Annotated in this window: 20 protein-coding genes; 11 read left to right on the plus strand and 9 right to left on the minus strand. The window is 34.1% G+C overall.

Going from position 1 to position 18,269, the window contains the following annotated elements; translation table 11 throughout:
* Positions 1 to 27: 27 nt before the first annotated feature.
* From U9966_RS05375 to fruB, 3 genes are read right to left on the minus strand one after another with little or no spacing between them, the layout of a single operon-like run.
* On the minus strand, positions 28 to 1,680 hold the full coding sequence (locus tag U9966_RS05375; protein ID WP_306346889.1) for a fructose-specific PTS transporter subunit EIIC: 1,653 nt from the start codon (positions 1,678 to 1,680) through the stop codon (positions 28 to 30).
* A 32-nt stretch (positions 1,681 to 1,712) separates the two neighbouring features.
* Complete coding sequence (gene fruK / locus U9966_RS05380) at positions 1,713 to 2,657, minus strand: 1-phosphofructokinase (protein WP_306346890.1); 945 nt, start codon at positions 2,655 to 2,657, stop codon at positions 1,713 to 1,715.
* A 1-nt stretch (position 2,658) separates the two neighbouring features.
* Positions 2,659 to 3,762 (minus strand): fused PTS fructose transporter subunit IIA/HPr protein, encoded by a 1,104-nt coding sequence (gene fruB, locus U9966_RS05385; RefSeq protein ID WP_306346891.1) that lies wholly within the window; start codon positions 3,760 to 3,762, stop codon positions 2,659 to 2,661.
* 189 nt (positions 3,763 to 3,951) lie between these two features.
* Between fruB and U9966_RS10230 the strand changes: the two genes are divergently transcribed.
* From U9966_RS10230 to U9966_RS05410, 5 genes are all read left to right on the plus strand, one after another.
* A complete protein-coding gene (locus U9966_RS10230) occupies positions 3,952 to 4,038 on the plus strand; it encodes an ESPR domain-containing protein (protein ID WP_407675204.1) in 87 nt (28 codons plus the stop codon).
* Between the two features lie 115 nt (positions 4,039 to 4,153).
* Entirely contained in the window at positions 4,154 to 4,555 is a 402-nt protein-coding gene (locus U9966_RS05395) for a hypothetical protein (protein WP_306346892.1), read from the plus strand.
* Positions 4,556 to 4,663: 108 nt separating this feature from the next.
* Positions 4,664 to 5,692, plus strand: coding sequence for a DUF1176 domain-containing protein (locus U9966_RS05400; protein ID WP_306346893.1), 1,029 nt, complete (start codon positions 4,664 to 4,666; stop codon positions 5,690 to 5,692).
* Between the two features lie 64 nt (positions 5,693 to 5,756).
* On the plus strand, positions 5,757 to 5,987 hold the full coding sequence (locus U9966_RS05405) for a hypothetical protein (RefSeq protein ID WP_306346894.1): 231 nt from the start codon (positions 5,757 to 5,759) through the stop codon (positions 5,985 to 5,987).
* Positions 5,987 to 6,265 (plus strand): Txe/YoeB family addiction module toxin, encoded by a 279-nt coding sequence (locus tag U9966_RS05410; RefSeq protein WP_306346895.1) that lies wholly within the window; start codon positions 5,987 to 5,989, stop codon positions 6,263 to 6,265. The genes U9966_RS05405 and U9966_RS05410 overlap by 1 nt, the downstream gene beginning before the upstream one ends.
* Before the next feature lie 71 nt (positions 6,266 to 6,336).
* Here U9966_RS05410 and U9966_RS05415 read toward each other — a convergent pair whose 3' ends face one another.
* Together U9966_RS05415 and U9966_RS05420 are read right to left on the minus strand one after the other, a co-directional pair.
* On the minus strand, positions 6,337 to 6,708 hold the full coding sequence (locus U9966_RS05415) for a YacL family protein (protein WP_211597441.1): 372 nt from the start codon (positions 6,706 to 6,708) through the stop codon (positions 6,337 to 6,339).
* A gap of 56 nt (positions 6,709 to 6,764) precedes the next feature.
* Entirely contained in the window at positions 6,765 to 7,532 is a 768-nt protein-coding gene (locus tag U9966_RS05420; protein ID WP_306346896.1) for an FNR family transcription factor, read from the minus strand.
* A gap of 231 nt (positions 7,533 to 7,763) precedes the next feature.
* On the opposite strand from U9966_RS05420, the gene U9966_RS05425 reads away from it, so the two are divergent.
* The 5 genes from U9966_RS05425 (at position 7,764) to U9966_RS05445 (ending at position 12,864) form a co-directional block, all read left to right on the plus strand.
* Positions 7,764 to 8,603 (plus strand): DUF817 domain-containing protein, encoded by an 840-nt coding sequence (locus U9966_RS05425; RefSeq protein ID WP_306346897.1) that lies wholly within the window; start codon positions 7,764 to 7,766, stop codon positions 8,601 to 8,603.
* A 310-nt stretch (positions 8,604 to 8,913) separates the two neighbouring features.
* The gene (locus tag U9966_RS05430) at positions 8,914 to 9,981 is read left to right on the plus strand and encodes a rod shape-determining protein (protein WP_306346898.1); all 1,068 of its coding nucleotides are present in this window, start codon (positions 8,914 to 8,916) and stop codon (positions 9,979 to 9,981) included.
* Positions 9,982 to 10,056: 75 nt separating this feature from the next.
* Positions 10,057 to 11,049 carry a rod shape-determining protein MreC gene (gene mreC / locus U9966_RS05435; protein ID WP_306346899.1) on the plus strand — a complete coding sequence of 331 codons (993 nt, stop codon included), beginning with the start codon at positions 10,057 to 10,059 and terminating at the stop codon, positions 11,047 to 11,049.
* Entirely contained in the window at positions 11,039 to 11,530 is a 492-nt protein-coding gene (gene mreD, locus U9966_RS05440; protein WP_306346900.1) for a rod shape-determining protein MreD, read from the plus strand. Before mreC ends, mreD begins: the two co-directional genes overlap by 11 nt.
* Positions 11,527 to 12,864: a replication-associated recombination protein A gene (locus U9966_RS05445; RefSeq protein ID WP_306346901.1), complete on the plus strand. Its 1,338-nt coding sequence runs from the start codon at positions 11,527 to 11,529 to the stop codon at positions 12,862 to 12,864. The genes mreD and U9966_RS05445 overlap by 4 nt, the downstream gene beginning before the upstream one ends.
* A 102-nt stretch (positions 12,865 to 12,966) precedes the next feature.
* Here U9966_RS05445 and plsB read toward each other — a convergent pair whose 3' ends face one another.
* A complete protein-coding gene (plsB, locus tag U9966_RS05450) occupies positions 12,967 to 15,384 on the minus strand; it encodes a glycerol-3-phosphate 1-O-acyltransferase PlsB (RefSeq protein WP_306346902.1) in 2,418 nt (805 codons plus the stop codon).
* A 147-nt stretch (positions 15,385 to 15,531) separates the two neighbouring features.
* Here plsB and lexA point away from each other — a divergent pair, with 147 nt between their 5' ends.
* Complete coding sequence (gene lexA, locus U9966_RS05455; protein ID WP_306346903.1) at positions 15,532 to 16,164, plus strand: transcriptional repressor LexA; 633 nt, start codon at positions 15,532 to 15,534, stop codon at positions 16,162 to 16,164.
* Between the two features lie 79 nt (positions 16,165 to 16,243).
* Here the strand turns inward: lexA and rpe are convergent, their stop codons facing one another.
* From rpe to U9966_RS05470, 3 genes are read right to left on the minus strand one after another with little or no spacing between them, the layout of a single operon-like run.
* Positions 16,244 to 16,918 (minus strand): ribulose-phosphate 3-epimerase, encoded by a 675-nt coding sequence (gene rpe, locus U9966_RS05460; protein WP_306346904.1) that lies wholly within the window; start codon positions 16,916 to 16,918, stop codon positions 16,244 to 16,246.
* Positions 16,919 to 16,973: 55 nt separating this feature from the next.
* Entirely contained in the window at positions 16,974 to 17,447 is a 474-nt protein-coding gene (gene greB, locus U9966_RS05465) for a transcription elongation factor GreB (protein WP_306346905.1), read from the minus strand.
* On the minus strand, positions 17,447 to 17,971 hold the full coding sequence (locus U9966_RS05470; RefSeq protein ID WP_306346906.1) for a hypothetical protein: 525 nt from the start codon (positions 17,969 to 17,971) through the stop codon (positions 17,447 to 17,449). The genes greB and U9966_RS05470 overlap by 1 nt, the downstream gene beginning before the upstream one ends.
* Positions 17,972 to 18,269 lie beyond the last annotated feature (298 nt).

The following is an 18,269-nucleotide window of genomic DNA, read 5'->3' on the forward strand; positions in this document are numbered from 1 at the left end:
TTACTCAATGATTAAAATAACATTAATTTACATTGTTTCTAATTTTGGCTTAATAATTGCATAAGTAATACCAGTAATTGCACTACCTAACGCAATAATTCCAATATATAACAATGGTGCCGATACAAATGGAATCACAAATAAACCACCATGTGGTGCTTGAAGTTCAATTGCAAGCATCATTGATAATGCACCAGCAACTGCGCCACCCACAATTGATGTTCCGATTACACGGAAAGGATCTGCAGCGACAAATGGTAACGCACCTTCTGAAATAAAGCATAAACCTAACACAAACGATGCTTTACCCGCTTCTCTTTCTTCATTATCAAATTTATTACGTGCCACTAAAGTTGCAATAGTCATAGCGATTGGTGGAACCATACCCGCTGCCATTACAGCCGCAATTGGCGTATAAACTTGAGAAGTTAGCATACCAACAGAGAAAGTATAAGCGGCTTTATTCACAGGACCACCCATATCTACACACATCATTCCACCAAGAATTGCACCTAATAAAATCGCATTTGTGCCACTCATTGAAGTTAGCCACGCTTTTAATGATTCCATGATCGCTGAAACAGGGGGATTAATTGCATAAACCATAATTAAACCAACAATTGCTGTACCAAGAAGAGGTAAGATTAAGATTGGTTTTAATGAACTCATACTTGCTGGTAACTGAATATTATCGTTTAAGAATTTAACAATGTAACCTGCTAATAACCCTGCAATTACACCACCTAAAATCCCTGCACCACCTGTTGTTGCTAACATACCACCAACTAAACCTGCAGCAAGCCCTGGACGGTCAGCAATAGAAAATGCAACATAACCTGCAAATACAGCAATCATCAAGTGGAATGCACCACCGCCACCAATATCCATTAATGCTTTTGGTAAGCCGTAAGCAATATTTGGATCTTTAAAGGCTTCAATACCAAACATAAATGAAATAGCAATTAATAAACCACCTGCAACAACAATGGGTAACATATAAGAAACCCCTGTCATTAAGTGTTTATATAATCCTTTACGCTCTTTCTTTTGAAAACGGCTTGATGCAGGTGTTTTACCTTCATAAATTGTTGCTTCTTTAAAAGCTTTATCAAACTCTTCTGCTGTTTTCTTTAATGCAGCACCTGTTGAAGTACGATACATTGGTTTATCTTTAAATTTAGATAAATCAACATCAACATCAGCAGCAATAAATACTAAATCTGCAGCTGCAACTTCTTCAGCCGTAATAGTATTACCCGTTCCCACTTGCCCACGTGTTTCAACTTTAATATTCCAGCCTTGTGTTTTACCATATTTTTCTATTGCTTCAGCAGACATAAATGTATGAGCAACCCCAGTTGGACAAGCGGTTACTGCTACTACATTTTTAACGGCACTTGTTGATGCTGTCGCTGTTGCTTTTGCAAAAACTTGTGAAGAATTAACCGCTTGTGCAATCGCTTGTTCAGGCTGGTTAAAGGCTTCATTTAAATTTAAGATACAACCTTGTTTACCTGTAGCTTCTGCTGGCACTTGATCATTAAATAACACCACACGCTCTGCTTCTGCTGTAGAAACAATGCTGTGACCTTGTTGTTGAGCTGTATTTGATAATACTTTATCAATAACAAGCTGACGAGCTTTACCCATATCACTTGGATAAATAAATGATAACTTCATTTTAGTTTCCTTATTTTTTGATTAAAAAATCGTTATAACTGAGTAATTTTTACTTGTTGTAAAATTGAGTCCAGTTTAGTTCTATCTTTTACGCCCACATTACTTTGTGAAACTGCTAATGCTGAAGTAGCACTTGCAAAAGCTAAGGTTTGCTCTTGATTTAAACCCTGAGAGAATCCATAGATTAGTCCTGCAACCATAGAATCTCCAGCGCCAACAGTACTTACAATATCTTGACAACGTGGTGGTTGTGCTTGAATAACATTATCATGATTTAACCAAATTGAACCTTCTGCACCCATTGAAATAATTACATTCTCAATATTTTGGGCTTGTAATTCTTTAGCTGCATCAATAATTTCATTAATGCTATTTAACTGACGTCCGACCCACGTTTCTAATTCTCTATGATTTGGTTTAACTAACCAAGGGCTTGCTTTTAAGCCTGCAGTTAGTGCTGCATTACTACTATCTAAGACTACTTTTAGCCCCTGATTTTTTAATGATTTCAACCAATCAGCAAACTGCTCTGCACGAATTCCTTGTGGTAATGAACCACAGACAGCTACTAAATCATACTGTGTATGCCATTGTTGAGAATACTGAACAAAATTCTGCCAATTTTGTTCAGACACATTAAAACCAAGAAAATTAAGATCTGTTACATCATTTTCTATTTCTGTAATTTTAACATTTATTCTTGTCTTACCTTCAATACGCTGAAAGTGATCATTAAGTTTATTTTGTTCAAAAAGTTGTACAAAATCCCCTTGATTATCCTTACCCAGAAAGCCAGATACACTTAGATTTATACCTAAATCTGCCAATACCTTTGCAACATTAATCCCCTTACCTGCAGGATAAAGCCCTAATGTTTCAACGGTATTTACTTCACCGATCTCTATACGATTTACTCGCCCAACAAGATCAAGGGCAGGATTTAATGTAACCGTTAAAATACGCAATGCTTGCGACATTTTATTCCCCTAATTTAGATTGAATAGCTAAACCAATTTCTTCTAGAGCTTTCTTTGCTTCATTACCTGTTGCAACAAAACGTAATTTATGTCCTTTTTGAACACCTAAACTTACGACTTTCATTAAGCTTTTTGCTTTCACAAGCGGTGTGTTTCTATCTAAATTTTGCACTAAAATTTCAGCATCATACTTTTTCACTTCATTTACTAATACTGCACTTGGACGAGCGTGTAAGCCATGCTCATTCTGAATCACAAAAGTTGCTTCAACGCCGCCCTCCACCGTTTCAGCTTCTGCTTGTTGAGGTTTTTCCTCTGTAAATAGCGAAACAATCTCTGCAACAGAACCTGTTATTAATTTTTGCTGTATATCTGCATTAATTAATTTCTCTACTTGAGAATCCATTGCACTATCAACACTTGCTACTGTTACAATAGTTTGTCCTGTTTTTGCACGAGCAACCGCGATACCATTTACTTGATTACCTGATTTAGTATCATTCAACCATAAGTTATTGGTTAATGCTAAAGGTGTTGTATCTAATATTTCACTAATAAAATCATTATCCACATAACCTTGTTGTTGTAATTTTTCTGCATTCATTGCAGTTAAAGTTAATAAATTAGACGTATCAACATCTAAAGAAATAAGAGCTTCAGATGTTGATGGTAATAATTTTTTACCACTTAATATTGCAATAAATTCTTCAACATCTTGGGTTTTTGCTAACTGAGCGGCTGCATTATCATCACCTAAAATACCTGTTAGTTGACGTAATAATGTTAGATGCTCATCAGATTTTGCCGCAATTCCAATAACTACATAAGCAATATTACCTTCGCCCCAATCGATCCCTTTAGGGAATTGACATACCTGAACACCTGTATTTTGAACTAAGTGACGTGTATTTAATGTACCATGGGGAATGGCAATACCATTACCTAAGTAGGTAGAAGTTTGTGTTTCACGAGCAAGCATACCCGCTTCATAATCTGTGTTTACATAACCATTTTGTGTTAAACCTAATGCAACAAGACGAATTGCATCTGCCTTATTGTCCACCGCAGCATTAAGCTGAATATTATTTGTTGAAAGTGCTAACATAAGATCCTCAATCATCATAAAAAAATTGCAACGAGTATAGTAGAAAAAAATAAAAATAACAATCATTCAAACTTTGATTTTGAGAATAGGGAAATTTTTCAAAAAATTATTACAAATGATAAAAGGAATTTATCGCACCGAGCAAGCCTAAGGAAAGGTTAATCTAATTTAACTAATGGAACTTTAATCATGAATAAAATTTATAAAATTGTCTTCAACCAAAGCACACAAACTTTTACGGTTGTATCAGAATTAGCCAAAGGAAGAACAAAATAGCAAACTGGCACAACATCAACGTCCCTCGCAACATCACAAATAGGTACATTTTTATTTAAATTTGCAAAAATTGCCTTGGCATTTTTAATTGTGTTTGAAATATGCTTTATAAGCAATGGCATTCACTACAGAAGAACAAGCTTTTGATGTTCTTAAAGTAGAAGCACTTAAAGCGCAGAAAAACTATTTTCAAACAAATGCCAAAACAGAAACCCAAACAGGAAATGACACCAATTTAAACATGAACAGTGAAATTGGTGACGTAAAAGGCTTTTATCCTATCGCAGCAGGTAAAGGCACACAGGCTTTAGAATTAGGATCTATCGCTATTGGTAAAGGCAGTAAAGCAATAGGTGCTGGAGTTGTTTCTTTAAGTTCTGGAAAATATCATAATCTTATAAGTGAGTTTGAAAAACATGGTGTAGATCATGACACATCTTTAGCTTCAGGTAATGTTTCTGTGGCAATGGGAAATTATTTTTTTACCAAAGGTGAAAATTTTTTGCCCTGTAGCTAAAGGGTATGATTTTTGCAAAAATTTGCAAAGATCGTACCGCTTTCTTATAATGGAGAAATCCCAACTTTCCTTAGTTTCTAAATGCAACACCTTTAAAAAGGATCTCAAATGAAAATAATACAAAGCCTCTTAGTTTTATTATGCTTCTTTTCACCAACCACAATGGCAAATGAATTGAGTGATGAAACTACTAAAGAAATGCCAAATTTTCAACATAAAGATTGGGAGTTGGCTTGTGATAATACAGGAACTTGTCGAGCAGCAGGGTATAACCCTGAAAGTGAATATGAAAATCTTGTTTCTGTTATGTTGACTCGAAAAGCAGGAAATAAACAAAAAGTAAGTGCAGAGATTCAATTTAGGACAACTGCTTCTTATGGCGGTGATTTTTGTCCTAGAGAGGTCTATTTTGTTATAAATCGTAAAGGACAAGGTGATATTCGCCTATCGAAAGCCTGTACTGGTAAGTTGAATAAAAAGCAAACTCAAGCATTATTAAATGCGTTGAAAAAGGTAAGTGTCATCAAATTTGGAACAAAGAGAGATACCTTTATCCTTTCCGATCAAGGGGCAACAGCAGTATTATTAAAAATGGACGAATATCAGAAACGAGTAGGTAAGCCGTCTGCCTTAATTAAAAAAGGTAAAAGTAAAGAAGCAGTTTTACAACCAAAAGCCAAGCCAATTATTACTATTCCTGTGATGCCAAAAGCTAAAAAACACTTAACGTTTGGTTTATTAAAAAGTAACCTAAAAAAACAGTTAAATAAACTTCCTTGTGATTTCGTAAATAAAAATACCGATATTTGGGCTTATGCTTTAAATGATAAACAGTCACTGTTAGAAATACCTTGTATGATGGGAGCTTATAATTATTCTGCTTATTATGTGGTGGTTGATAAGCAATTAAATGAAGTACAGGCTACTGTAGGTGAGGGGAATGGTTATGAGAATGGCATTATTTCAGGTTATTGGAAAGGACGTGGCGTAGGGGATTGTTGGTATTCAAATGAGTACGCTTGGAATGGTGAAAAGTTTGTTTTAAGTAATGACTCTTATGCTGGAATGTGTCGTGGTTTTCCTGGTGGTGTTTGGGATTTACCGAGTTATTTGAGTGAAGTTAAACGATTGAAATAAGTTGTACTCAATAATTAAGCTGAGTATAATTATTTTTAGCTTATAAGTAATAAAAGGGGAAAATATGCAAGCAATATATTTAAAAGACAATATTTCTGAAGAGCAATATCAAATGGCGGTACGGGTGCTAGAAGCAATGAATATTGGCGTTGAACGAGCAGAGAAGAAGCTATCTGAAAGTGAGACCAAAATGAGCAAAGAAGCCTTTTATGCAAAAATTGACAGAGGATTAAACACGCCTTTGGAACAGTGTCGAGAATTGAACGGAGAATATAAAAAGGAATTATTTGGTTAATGACTTATACAATAATAGTTACACCTGATGCAGAGAAGGATCTAAAAAAGCATAAAAAATATGGTAATAAAAAATTGCTCAAAAAAATTCAACATTTTTTAGAGGAAATTACAATTCACCCTAGAACTGGTACAGGACAGGTTGAGCGTTTAAAACATTATAGTGAACGTGAAATTTATTCACGAAGAATTGATAAAGAGCACCGTTTAGTTTATGAAATTAGAGATGATAAAGTGATTGTTATTCTAATCAGTGCCTATGGACATTATGAAAATTGAGAGGATAGCGGTCACTTATTTTGAGTTTTTTGCAAATTTAAAAAATAAAGATACCGCTTGTTCTCTATTTATTAATGAAAAGTATTTAAAAAAGATTGATAATCTAGTATAAACTTTTCAAAATCATCAATCCCGCATACGGCAATGCTTTCTTGGGTATAAAGTTGAAAATCCTCTTCAATATCATCAGAATAATTATCAAGCATTAAACTGTTTGCTTTCGCCATTACTTCATCATCATTAATATAAAGACTGTATTCTTTTCCAATTAAATGCCATTCAAAAGGGCTTGGATAAGTTGCTTTACATTGAGTAATTTTATCTAAAATAATGGGAAGATGGGCTTCTTCAAGTTCATTATTTAGCCAAGAAGCAAAAGCCTCATATTCCATTGAACATTTTGCGACAATGTTATACGCCATTCGAGTAAATTGATAATCCATTTTTTATTCCTCATATTTTTAAGCGGTATGATTGTTGTTATTTTTTACAAATTTTATTATGCAGTTTGAACAATAGGGATTTGAGGTTTAGTAGAACCTGCCATCTCAGTTAATTGTTCCATCTCATTAATAGTAATGTATTTTCCCTGAACAGAAATCATTCCTGATTTTTGAAAACGACTAAGTAAACGGCTAATGGTTTCAATAGTCAAGCCAAGATAATTACCAATGTCACCTCGAGTCATTGTTAAACGAAATTCGCGAGCAGAGAAGCCTCGAGCAAAGTAACGCTGAGATAGATTGTATAAAAAAGCGGCTAATTTTTCTTCTGCATTCATTCTAGAAAGTAATAAAATCATCTCTTGATCATTTCTTATTTCATTACTCATTAAACGCATAATTTGATGTCGAATTTTTGGCATTTTACTTGAAAGATCATCTAAAATGTCAAAGGGGATTTCACAAATCATTGAGGTTTCAAGTGCTTGGGCAAAGCCGATATGAGTCATTGTATTGATAGCATCGAAACCAATTAAATCTCCGGGAAGATGAAAAGCGGTAATTTGCTCTTCACCATTTTCGCTTAATGTGTAATTTTTAATTGTACCTGAACGAATAGCATAGAGTGATTGTAAGGGATCGCCTGATTTAAAGATAATTTGAGATTTTTGGATAGGTTTTTTTCGCTCAATAATATTATCTAGTTGATTTAATTCGTGATCGTTAAGGGTAAAAGGTAAACATAACTGACTAATATTACAATTTTGACAGTGGATCGAGCTGTATTTATGTTTAGATATTTTCGATTCTGATATAATTTTCATAAAATTAAGCTTTCCCTAAATACTAAAAATTTGATTTAGAACAAATTTTAACACTATTTTAGGGTATAATGAAAGTATGATTTTTATTAATTTAATGAAATATTATTTCAGGAGAATAAAATGCCAGCAGAAAAATTAACAAAGAAAAGATTAATTCAAATTATTATAATATTGATTATTCTTGTAGGTGCTTTTATTTATCGTACTTATTACCCTCATTAGGATATAAAAATGCTTAATCAAATTGATCATTGGTTAATGATGCCACACAAAATCAAAGCGTTAACAGGAATAAAACGTTTTTTTGTCGAATTATGCTTTTTTTGTTTAAAAGAGTTAAGGGCGTGTCTATTTGCTGGATTATTTTTTATTGCAATATTTATCATTCCAAGAGCTGGATTACTGGGCATTCCTCGTTATGATCTGTTGCTGATTTTTGCGATTAGTTTACAAGCATTAATGCTATTTTTTAAACTGGAAACATTTGATGAATTAAAAGCGATTACTATATTTCATATTGTCGGTTTTGCCTTAGAAGTCTTTAAAACATCAAGTAGTGTCCAATCTTGGGCGTATCCTGATTTTGGATATACCAAATTATTTGGCGTCCCCCTTTTTAGTGGCTTTATGTATGCAGCAGTCGGAAGTTATATTATTCAAGCGTGGCGTTTACTTGATCTTAAAGTAATAAATTATCCTCCATACTGGTTAGCGACGTTAGCTTCAGTCTGTATTTATATTAACTTTTTCACTCATCATTATATCGGTGATTATCGTTGGTATTTAGCCTGTTTTGTATTAGGGTTATATGCTCAAACAAAAGTATATTTTACGTCTTATGATAAACAGCGAAGTATGCCGTTGTTAGTCTCTTTTGGATTAATTGGATTTTTTATTTGGTTGGCTGAAAATATAGGAACATTTGCAGGAATATGGCGTTACCCAAATCAATTAAATCATTGGTCTATGGTACATATCGGCAAATGGGGAGCGTGGGCATTATTAGTGATTATGACTTTTACTATTGTTGCGAATTTAAAACATATTAAAAAAACCATTAAAGGAATTTAGCCCCCTTCCTGGCCTCCCCCCGCAAGCGGAGGGAGGATTTTTTTCACGAAGTTCCCTCCCCCGCAAACGGAGGGAGGATTTTTTTCACGAAGTTCCCTCCTCCGCTTGCGGGGGAGGGCTAGGGAGGGGGGAGCTTGTACCTTTTGCGATGTCATTGCTATTAATTTTTTCAAAATCAATAGTTAAAACCTTATGAACAACCCTAATTAAGCTCAAGATAACACAATTATTTCATTGAATTTATGGTTAAATTTCTGTATATTTAGCGGGTTATTATTTACCTATTCTTAATTAAAACGGATGCTAAAATATGTTAAAAAAGTTTCGTGGATTATTCTCAAATGATCTTTCCATTGATTTGGGAACAGCAAATACCCTTATTTATGTAAAAGGACAAGGCATTGTTCTTAATGAACCATCAGTAGTTGCAGTGCGTCAAGACAGAGCGATGTCAACTAAAAGTATTGCAGCGGTGGGCTCAAATGCAAAACTAATGTTAGGTCGTACACCAAAAAGTATCAATGCCATTAGACCAATGAAAGATGGTGTGATTGCAGATTTTGATGTGACAGAAAAAATGTTGCAATACTTTATTAAGCAAGTACACAGTAGCAATTTTTTACGTCCAAGTCCTCGCGTTGTTGTTTGTGTACCCGCAGGTGCAACACAAGTTGAGCGTAAAGCAATTAAAGAGGCCACGATTAGAGCGGGAGCAAGAGAAGTTCATCTTATTGAAGAACCTATGGCTGCGGCAATTGGCGCTGGACTACCTGTTCACGAAGCAACGGGTTCAATGGTTATTGATATCGGTGGTGGAACAACAGAAGTTGCAGTACTTTCATTAAATGGCATTGTTTATTCTTCTTCAGTAAGAATTGGTGGTGATAAGTTTGATGATGCTATTATCGCTTATGTTCGTCGTAATTTTGGTTCTGCAATTGGTGAAACAACGGCTGAAAGAATTAAAAAAGAGCTTGCAACGGCTTATATTATCAAAGATGAGGATGGTGGTTGTAGTCAAATTAGTACCACAGATGTTCACGGTCATAACCTCGCAGAAGGGGCTCCAAGAAAGTTTGAATTAACCTCTAAAGATGTGCTTGAAGCGATTGAGCAACCTTTAAATGGTATTGTTGATGCGGTGAAAGGCGTGTTAGAACGTTGCCCTCCAGAGCTTGCTGCAGATATTTTTGAACGAGGAATGGTATTAACTGGTGGTGGAGCATTGTTGAAAAACTTAGATATTTTACTTTCAGAAGCTTGTGGTGTCCCTGTTATTGTTGCTGAAGATCCTCTTATTTGTGTTGCACTTGGTGGTGGAAAAGCATTAGATATCATTGATATGCACGGTGGTGATATTTTCCTTGATGATAATTAAACTATTATTAACAGTAGTTGGTAGTGGAAAAATCGCCATTACCAACTCCTTTTATAATTTCATTTCTCTATTGTAATGAAGCTAATATTTTCCAAGTTGCCTTCACTAGGCGTTCGTTTATTTTTTGCCATTGTTTTTTCTATTGCGTTAATTGTATCTGATGGTCGTAGTAATATGATAATTCAAGTACGTAACGTGTTGGAAACAACAGTGAGTGTGTTGTATTATTTTGCAAATACCCCTCGAATTATTCTTGATGGAGTCAGTAATAATTTTATTGATAGTTCCAAATTACAGCTAGAAAATAAAATGTTAAAAGAACAACTTCGAGAGAAAAATGCGAGTTTATTACGTTTTGAACAATTAAAAGTTGAAAATCAACGTTTACGGTTACTCTTAAGCTCTCCGCTACGTCAAGATGAATACAAAAAAGTAGCTGAAGTGCTTACAGCTGAAATAGATACCTATCGTCAGCAAGTTGTGATTAATCAAGGGCGACAAAGTGGTGTATTTATAGGACAACCTGTTATTGATGAGTTAGGTATTGTTGGACAAGTGATTTCTGTAGGGGAAACGACTAGTCGAGTGTTATTGATTACCGATTCTTTACATTCAATTCCTGTACAGGTATTACGAAACGATGTGCGTACTATTATTAATGGTTCGGGGCAGAATAACGAATTATTCATTGATGCTTTACCTCGAACTGTAGATATAGTAAAAGGTGATATTTTAGTCACCTCAGGTTTAGGTGGACGTTTTCCAGAAGGATATCCTGTTGCGGTGATTGAGTCAGTTTCAAATACAAGAAAAGCACATTTTGCCCGAATTGTTGCTCGTCCATTGGCTTCATTTAATCATTTGCGTCATTTATTACTCTTATGGCCAACAAACGAAGAGTTACGCAACATTAAAAAGCTTTCTGCACAAGATGTAAGAAATGTAGTTAATGAACGTCGTACTTTCGCTAATCCACTATCTTATTCAAAACCAACAAAAAAAATAAAAATACAGGTGAAATTACCAGAGCCAGAAAAAGGACAAGGAATAACGAATAATGAAAACTAATATTATTTTTAAGTTATCTGTATTGTTTATTATTTTTATCATAGCTTTTATTCTAGAAATAATGCCATGGCCAACAAATTTACAGGGGTTTAGACCTGCTTGGGTTGTGTTATTAACTATTTATTGGGTTCTTGCATTGCCTCAAAAAATTAATATTGGTACTGCTTTTGTTATTGGCATTGTGTGGGATCTTGTTCTTGGTTCGGTACTTGGCATCCATGCTCTGGTACTTTCTATTGCCATTTATGTAATTGCAAAACACCATCTTATTCTACGGAATATGTCATTATTACTTCAAGCAATACTAGTAATGGGTTATGTGGCTCTTATTAAAATAATGATATTCTTTGTAGAATTAATTTTACATAATGTGAGTTTTCATTCTCAAGAATTACTCGGTGCTGTTATTAGTGGTTTACTATGGCCGTGGATTTATCTTTTAATGCGACAAATTCGTCGAGGTCTTTGGTTAACAGAATGAGTAGTTTAGCCTTTGATTTTTCAGATGATTTTCGTCCTCTTTCCGCAAGAATGCGTCCTCGTGATTTAAGTGAATATATTGGACAATCTCATCTTATTAATAAAGATAAGCCTTTATATAAAGCGATAGAAAAAGGTTATGCTCATTCTATGATCTTCTGGGGACCTCCCGGTACAGGAAAAACAACCTTAGCAGAAATTATAGCTCATCATTTAGATGCTGAAGTTGAAAGACTTTCTGCAGTAACCAGCGGTATAAAAGAAATTCGAGAAGCGATAGCAACAGCTAAAATAAATAAACAAACAGGTAGACAAACATTGCTCTTTGTTGATGAAGTTCATCGTTTTAATAAAAGTCAGCAAGACGCTTTTTTACCTCATATTGAAGATGGCACTATTATTTTTATTGGAGCAACTACTGAAAACCCTTCTTTCGAGCTAAATAATGCCTTGCTTTCACGTACTCGAATTTATATTCTAAAATCTCTTACGGATACAGAAATTCTACAAGTATTGACTACTGCTTTAAATGACAAAGAAAGAGGTTTCGGTGGACAATCTTTTTTGATTAAAGATGACGTGCTCACTTTATTAGCTGATTATGTAAATGGAGATGCTCGTTTTGCATTGAATTGCTTAGAGTTAATGTCAGATATGGCAACACAGCAAGGCAAAGATAAAATTTTAGATAAAATATTGCTAACAGAAGTATTAGGAGAGCGACAGGCTCGTTTTGATAAAGGCGGTGATCGTTATTATGATTTAATTTCTGCACTCCATAAATCGATTAGAGGTTCATCACCGGATGCCGCTTTATATTGGTATGCCCGTATTTTAACAGTAGGCGGTGATCCTCTTTACGTCGCACGTCGATTATTGGCAATTGCTTCAGAGGATATTGGCAATGCCGATCCAAGAGCAATGCAAATTGCGATTAATGCTTGGGATTGTTATACTCGAGTGGGTGCTTATGAAGGTGAAAGAGCGATTGCACAAGCGGTTATTTATTTAGCAGTTTCTGCAAAAAGTAATGCAGTTTATACTGCTTTCAATGAAGCAAAACGCCTTGTTGAGGAAACGAAAGACTACGATGTACCTCCTCATTTACGCAATGCACCAACAAAATTAATGGAAAACCTTGGTTACGGGGCAGAGTATCGCTATGCACATAATGAACCTAATGCTTATGCAGCAGGTGAAAACTATTTTCCTATTGAATTAAAAGATACTCAATTTTATCATCCAACAGAGCGTGGTTTAGAAAAACAAATCAAAGAAAAATTAGACTGGTTGAAGAGAGAAGATCAGCAAAGTAATGAAAAGCGTTATAAGTAAGCGGTATCATTTCTAATTTAACTAATATTATAATACCGCTTGAACTATTTTTATTTACTCATATTCTCTTACTCTCAAATAAAGATAGAGTAAGAGAATTTTTTATTGATTATTTTCATCTAACTTAGCCATCGTTCCTTGAATAGAGAATTGAATTTCACTTGAAATGAGTCCTTGTAATAAAGTAATGGTTTCTTCAGCTTTATTAAAATTAGGTTTATTCTCATTATCAAAATAACCTTGTCTTTTTAAACTGGAAATAAAGGTTGAGAATAATGCTTTATCAAAAAATTCTGGTGCATTAATACCATGTAATACAGATAAACGTTGTGCAATAGAACAACTTTTTGCTTCTAATTCAGAGCGACTAATTTCTGTCTGCTCCATTAATACTGTTAAGCTAATATAGTAACGTTGTAATTGTTCTCGAACTCCAGCAGAATAGAGCTGTAATGTTCTAACTTGATGACGGTTAATCATTAACATATCACTTTCATTTCTGATTACTCCCTGACGAGTAAATTCACGAATAATAGCTTCAACATAATCATTCAGTGAGATTTCATCAAAACGTAAAAAGAGTTCCGCTTTTAAGAATGGATAAATACGTTTGATAATTTGAATAACAAGATCTTTAGATACAGCTTCGTGGTGTAATACGATATTAGCCACTAAAGAAGGTAATACAAATAAATGTTGAATATTGTTACGATAGTAGGTCATCAATACGGCTGACTCACGATCGAGACGAAGAATATCTCCAAAACTATCTTTTTCAACTAAAATACCTGAACGAGGTAAACTAATTACGTGTTCTAATAACTCAGTCGCAGATTCTAAAGGAATAGTGATATCCGTTGAATAATGAGCATTTTGTAATAATTGTAAATAACTTTCTATTTGTTCTAGTAATTGCTCTTTGGTTAATGAACGTTGACGAGAGTTAAGTAATGCGGTTCCTACTAAATTTTTTGCATTAACAGCTGCAGCATTATTAATATGAGTCATTACGAGATCTGCAACATCAGTTACGGCACTATTGAACCACTGTGGACGTTCATTTCCAAACTCTTCTTTCCACTGTGGATGGTGATCATTGAGATAATGGTTAAGTTGAATAGGTTCACCAAAATTAACAAATCCTTGTCCCAAATTACGTAATTTTTTAATTACTCTAAATACTAAAGCTACATTTTCTTTTTCTTTTTTTGCACCTCTTAACTCTTTGGCATAAGTATCTACTTCGAGTACGTGTTCATAACCAATGTAAACAGGTACAATTGAGATAGGGCGAGTCGCACCTTGAACCGCTCTTAATGTCATTGCCATCATTCCAGTTTTTGGTGAAAGTAAGCGACCAGTACGAGATCGCCCTCCTTCAATAAAATATTCAACAGAGTAACCTCTATGGAATAATTCAGCTAAATATTCACGGAAAATAGTAGAATACAGTCGATTACCATTAAACGTTCGACGAATAAAGAATGCTCCCCAACTACGAAATAGTGGTCCAGCAGGCCAAAAGTTAAGATTAATACCAGAGGCAATATGCGGAGGGACCAAACCTTCGTGGTATAATAAATAAGAGAGTAGTAAATAGTCCATATGACTACGATGGCAAGGAATATACACAATTTCGTGTCCATCCAAGGCTAATTTACGCACACGATCGGCATTTTGCACAGTGATACCTTGATAAAGTTTATTCCACAGCCAACTTAAGAACCGATCTGCAGCTCGTAAACTGTTATAGTTTACTTTTGCAGCGATTTCATTCATTATTTTTTCTGCTTCTTTACGTGCTTTTTCAGGTGAACTTTTTGGTTTCTTTGCTTCTTCTTCAATTGCCGCTAAAATACTTGGCGTTTGCAATAATTTATTAAACATTGCTTGGCGATTTGGCAGTTGAGGTCCTGTTGCAGAGTAACGTTGCTTAGCAAAATGCATTCTAGCTACACGAGAGAGCTTATGGGCAATTTTAGTATCAGAACCATGTTCATTAGCCATATAGCGTAGTGAAACTGCTTGTGAAAAACGGATAAAGTTATCACGACCAAACCACAGCATTGCGTTTATACGTTGAAAGAAACTTAAAAAACGTAAATTTGCAGCATTTTCTTTACCTGGAGATCGTCCCCACAGTACTGAAGTTGGTAAAACTTGTACATCAAGTTCTTTATTATCTTGATGTAAAGTTAAGTATTGATTAAAAATAACTTGTGTTTTTACATTTTCTTTATTTTTAAAAAATGAACAGCCTTGATCTAAAAAAACAAAACGAGGTAAAGATAAGCCTTTTAAATTATTATTTTGTAAGGGATCTGGAAGATTTAAACTTAAGCAATGCTTTTGTAAAATTAACAAATCAGTTTGAGAAGAATAGGGTAAAACATAAATAAATGGTTGTTCTAGGTTTAACCCTAGTTCCTTTATTGGATCTTCTGGAATTGCTCGAGATTTCACTAATAAAGAAAGAGGTAGTTGTAATACTTTACGATAAAGAGTGAATAATTTAGACATTCAGTCATCCTTTTTATATAAAAATAAATCCTGTAAATATTAGCATAAAAATTTATTTTGATCTGTAATTTCTTGGTTGCAAATATTATTATACTGTATATAATGCCAATATTATCTGTATATAAAAACAGTAGGGAGAAAACTAGTATGCAACGTCAACCCTTAACACAACGTCAACAACAAATTTTTGATTTTGTTAAATATCATATTGAAGAAACAGGAATGCCACCAACACGAGTAGAAATTGCTCGTGAGATTGGTTTTAAATCACCTAATGCTGCAGAGGAGCATTTGAAAGCTTTAGCTCGTAAGGGGTACATTGAGATTTTATCAGGTACTTCAAGAGGTATTCGTTTATTAGTTGATGAAAAAGAGCAAGAAAGTGAAGAAATTGGATTACCTTTAATTGGAAAAGTGGCTGCTGGGGAACCTATTTTAGCTATTGAAAATATTGAAAATCATTATCCAGTTAATGGAGAAATGTTTTCACCTAGTGCGGATTACTTATTAAAAGTTAATGGTAATTCAATGGAAAATATTGGTATATTAGATGGTGATTTACTGGCTGTACATAAAACTAATACTGTCCGTAACGGTCAGGTTGTTGTGGCTAGAATTGATGATGAAGTTACCGTGAAACGGTTAGAAAAGAAAGGTAATATACTTTATTTGCATCCTGAAAATGATGAGCTTGAAACCATCGTTGTCGATCCTTCACAACAATATATTGAAATTGAAGGGCTAGCAGTAGGTATTATTCGTAATAATTCTTGGATGTAAAGTATTTGATCTTTTCTATTTTATTCATCTCTTCTAAATTATTCTTAGAAGAGATGATTTTTTAAGAAAAATAAATAGATTAAATGGTTGTCAGTTGCTGACGCATTTCATCAATAACAGTTTTATAATTAGGTTGGTCAAAAATAGCAGATCCAGCAACAAACATATCTGCTCCTGCTTTTGCTATTTCAGCAATATTATTAATTTTAACTCCACCGTCTACTTCTAAACGAATATCAAAGCCGCTTTCATCAATCATTTTACGAGCTTGTTTTAGTTTATCTAAGGTTGCAGGAATAAACGATTGACCTCCAAATCCTGGATTGACTGACATTAATAAAATAACGTCGACCTTATCCATTACATAATCTAAATAGCTTAGAGGAGTGGCTGGATTAAATACCAAGCCTGATTTACAGCCATTGTCTCTAATCAGTTGTAAGGTACGATCAATATGAACAGCCGCTTCTGGATGAAAGGTAATATAATTTGCTCCTGCCTGTGCAAACTCAGGAATTAAACGATCGACAGGGCTTGCCATTAAATGGACATCAATCGGTGCTGTAATACCATAATCACGTAATGCTTTACAGATCGGTACACCAAAAGTTAAATTAGGTACAAAGTGATTATCCATTACATCAAAATGGATAACATCCGCCCCTGCATTTAAGACATCTTTTACATCATCACCTAAACGAGCCAGATTAGCTGAAAGAATTGAAGGTGCAATTAAAAAAGGTTTTTGGTTCATTTTTTTCTCCAAAATAATTAAACTGGGATTTAGGTAAAATAGTATTTATTAATACTTATTTATACCAAATTTTATTTACATAAAGGGTTACTTTTCCTGATGGTGTTTCAACTTGAACCTCATCATCAACCTGCTTACCAATTAAGGCTCGAGCAACAGGAGAATCTACTGAAATCCAATGTTTTGCAGGATCAAATTCATCACAGCCTACAATACGATATTGATTAATTTCAGCATCGTCATTTTCAAGTTCAATCCAAGCACCAAAAAAGATTTTTCCTTCTTGAGCAGGAGAGTAATCGACAATTTTTAATGCCTCTAAGCGTTTACTTAAAAATCTTACTCGGCGATCAATTTCACGTAGGCGACGTTTTCCATAAATATATTCTGCATTCTCACTACGATCTCCCAATGCAGCAGCATCAGATACTGCTTGAGTAACTTGAGGGCGTTCTACTTTCCATAAGAATTTAAGTTCTTGATCTAAAGTATGCCACCCTTCACGAGTAATATAAGGCGATTTTGCCATTATAAATAGCCTTCCTCAATCTTTGTTTTCTTTTTTTGCTCAGGCGCTTTATTCGTGTCTAATTTATCTAAAAATTGATTGAATTTATCCATTTGCTTTTTTAATGGTTCGGTTACTTTATCGATATCAATTTCATTGATTTTATCAGTCAATTTTTCAGTCGCTTTAGCAACATCAATTTGATTAATTTTATCTGATAATTGTTTTGTGACTTGCTCCACTTTACTTTCCATCACACCTGCCAATTTATTTGCGGCATCAAGTGTTGCTTTTTTTGCCTCTTCCACTTTTTGGTCATAGCTCGGTGTTTTATTTTCAGTGGTTAAATCTGCAGGAGTTTGTTGTTTTTCAGTTTTTGCAAATTCTTGTTCAGAAGTGACCGCTTCTATTTTATCTTGTTTCTGAATTTGTGGTTGGGCTTGCTCAACTTTTGGTTGTTCAGTATTAACTGTACTTTTCTGTTCTTCATTACAAGCTACTAAGCTAAGGCTTAAAAGCAATAATATTGCTAAATTATTTTTCACTATATATTCCTATTTTGAGGCTATGCTGGAGACGATAAATTATTATTTAATTTTAACACACTCCCATTGTTGTACAAAATGTAAAACTTTATTCTATTATGAAAACTTACACAGAATGATAAAGTTATCGATTGTAGATACCTTGATCTAATTAGGGTATGAGTTTATCTTGCTGAGGTGGTATAGTTTTATATGGCATTAAAAAGAGGGGAAAATGTGATGCTATTCTTTTTATTATAATATTTATATTTGATTAATTTTTATTCAATTATAATTTTGTTATCGAATTTGTTGAGAT

Origin of the sequence: Pasteurella atlantica, assembly GCF_963693435.1 — a bacterium.
In the GTDB taxonomy this organism is placed as follows: Bacteria; Pseudomonadota; Gammaproteobacteria; order Enterobacterales; family Pasteurellaceae; genus Phocoenobacter; species Phocoenobacter atlanticus.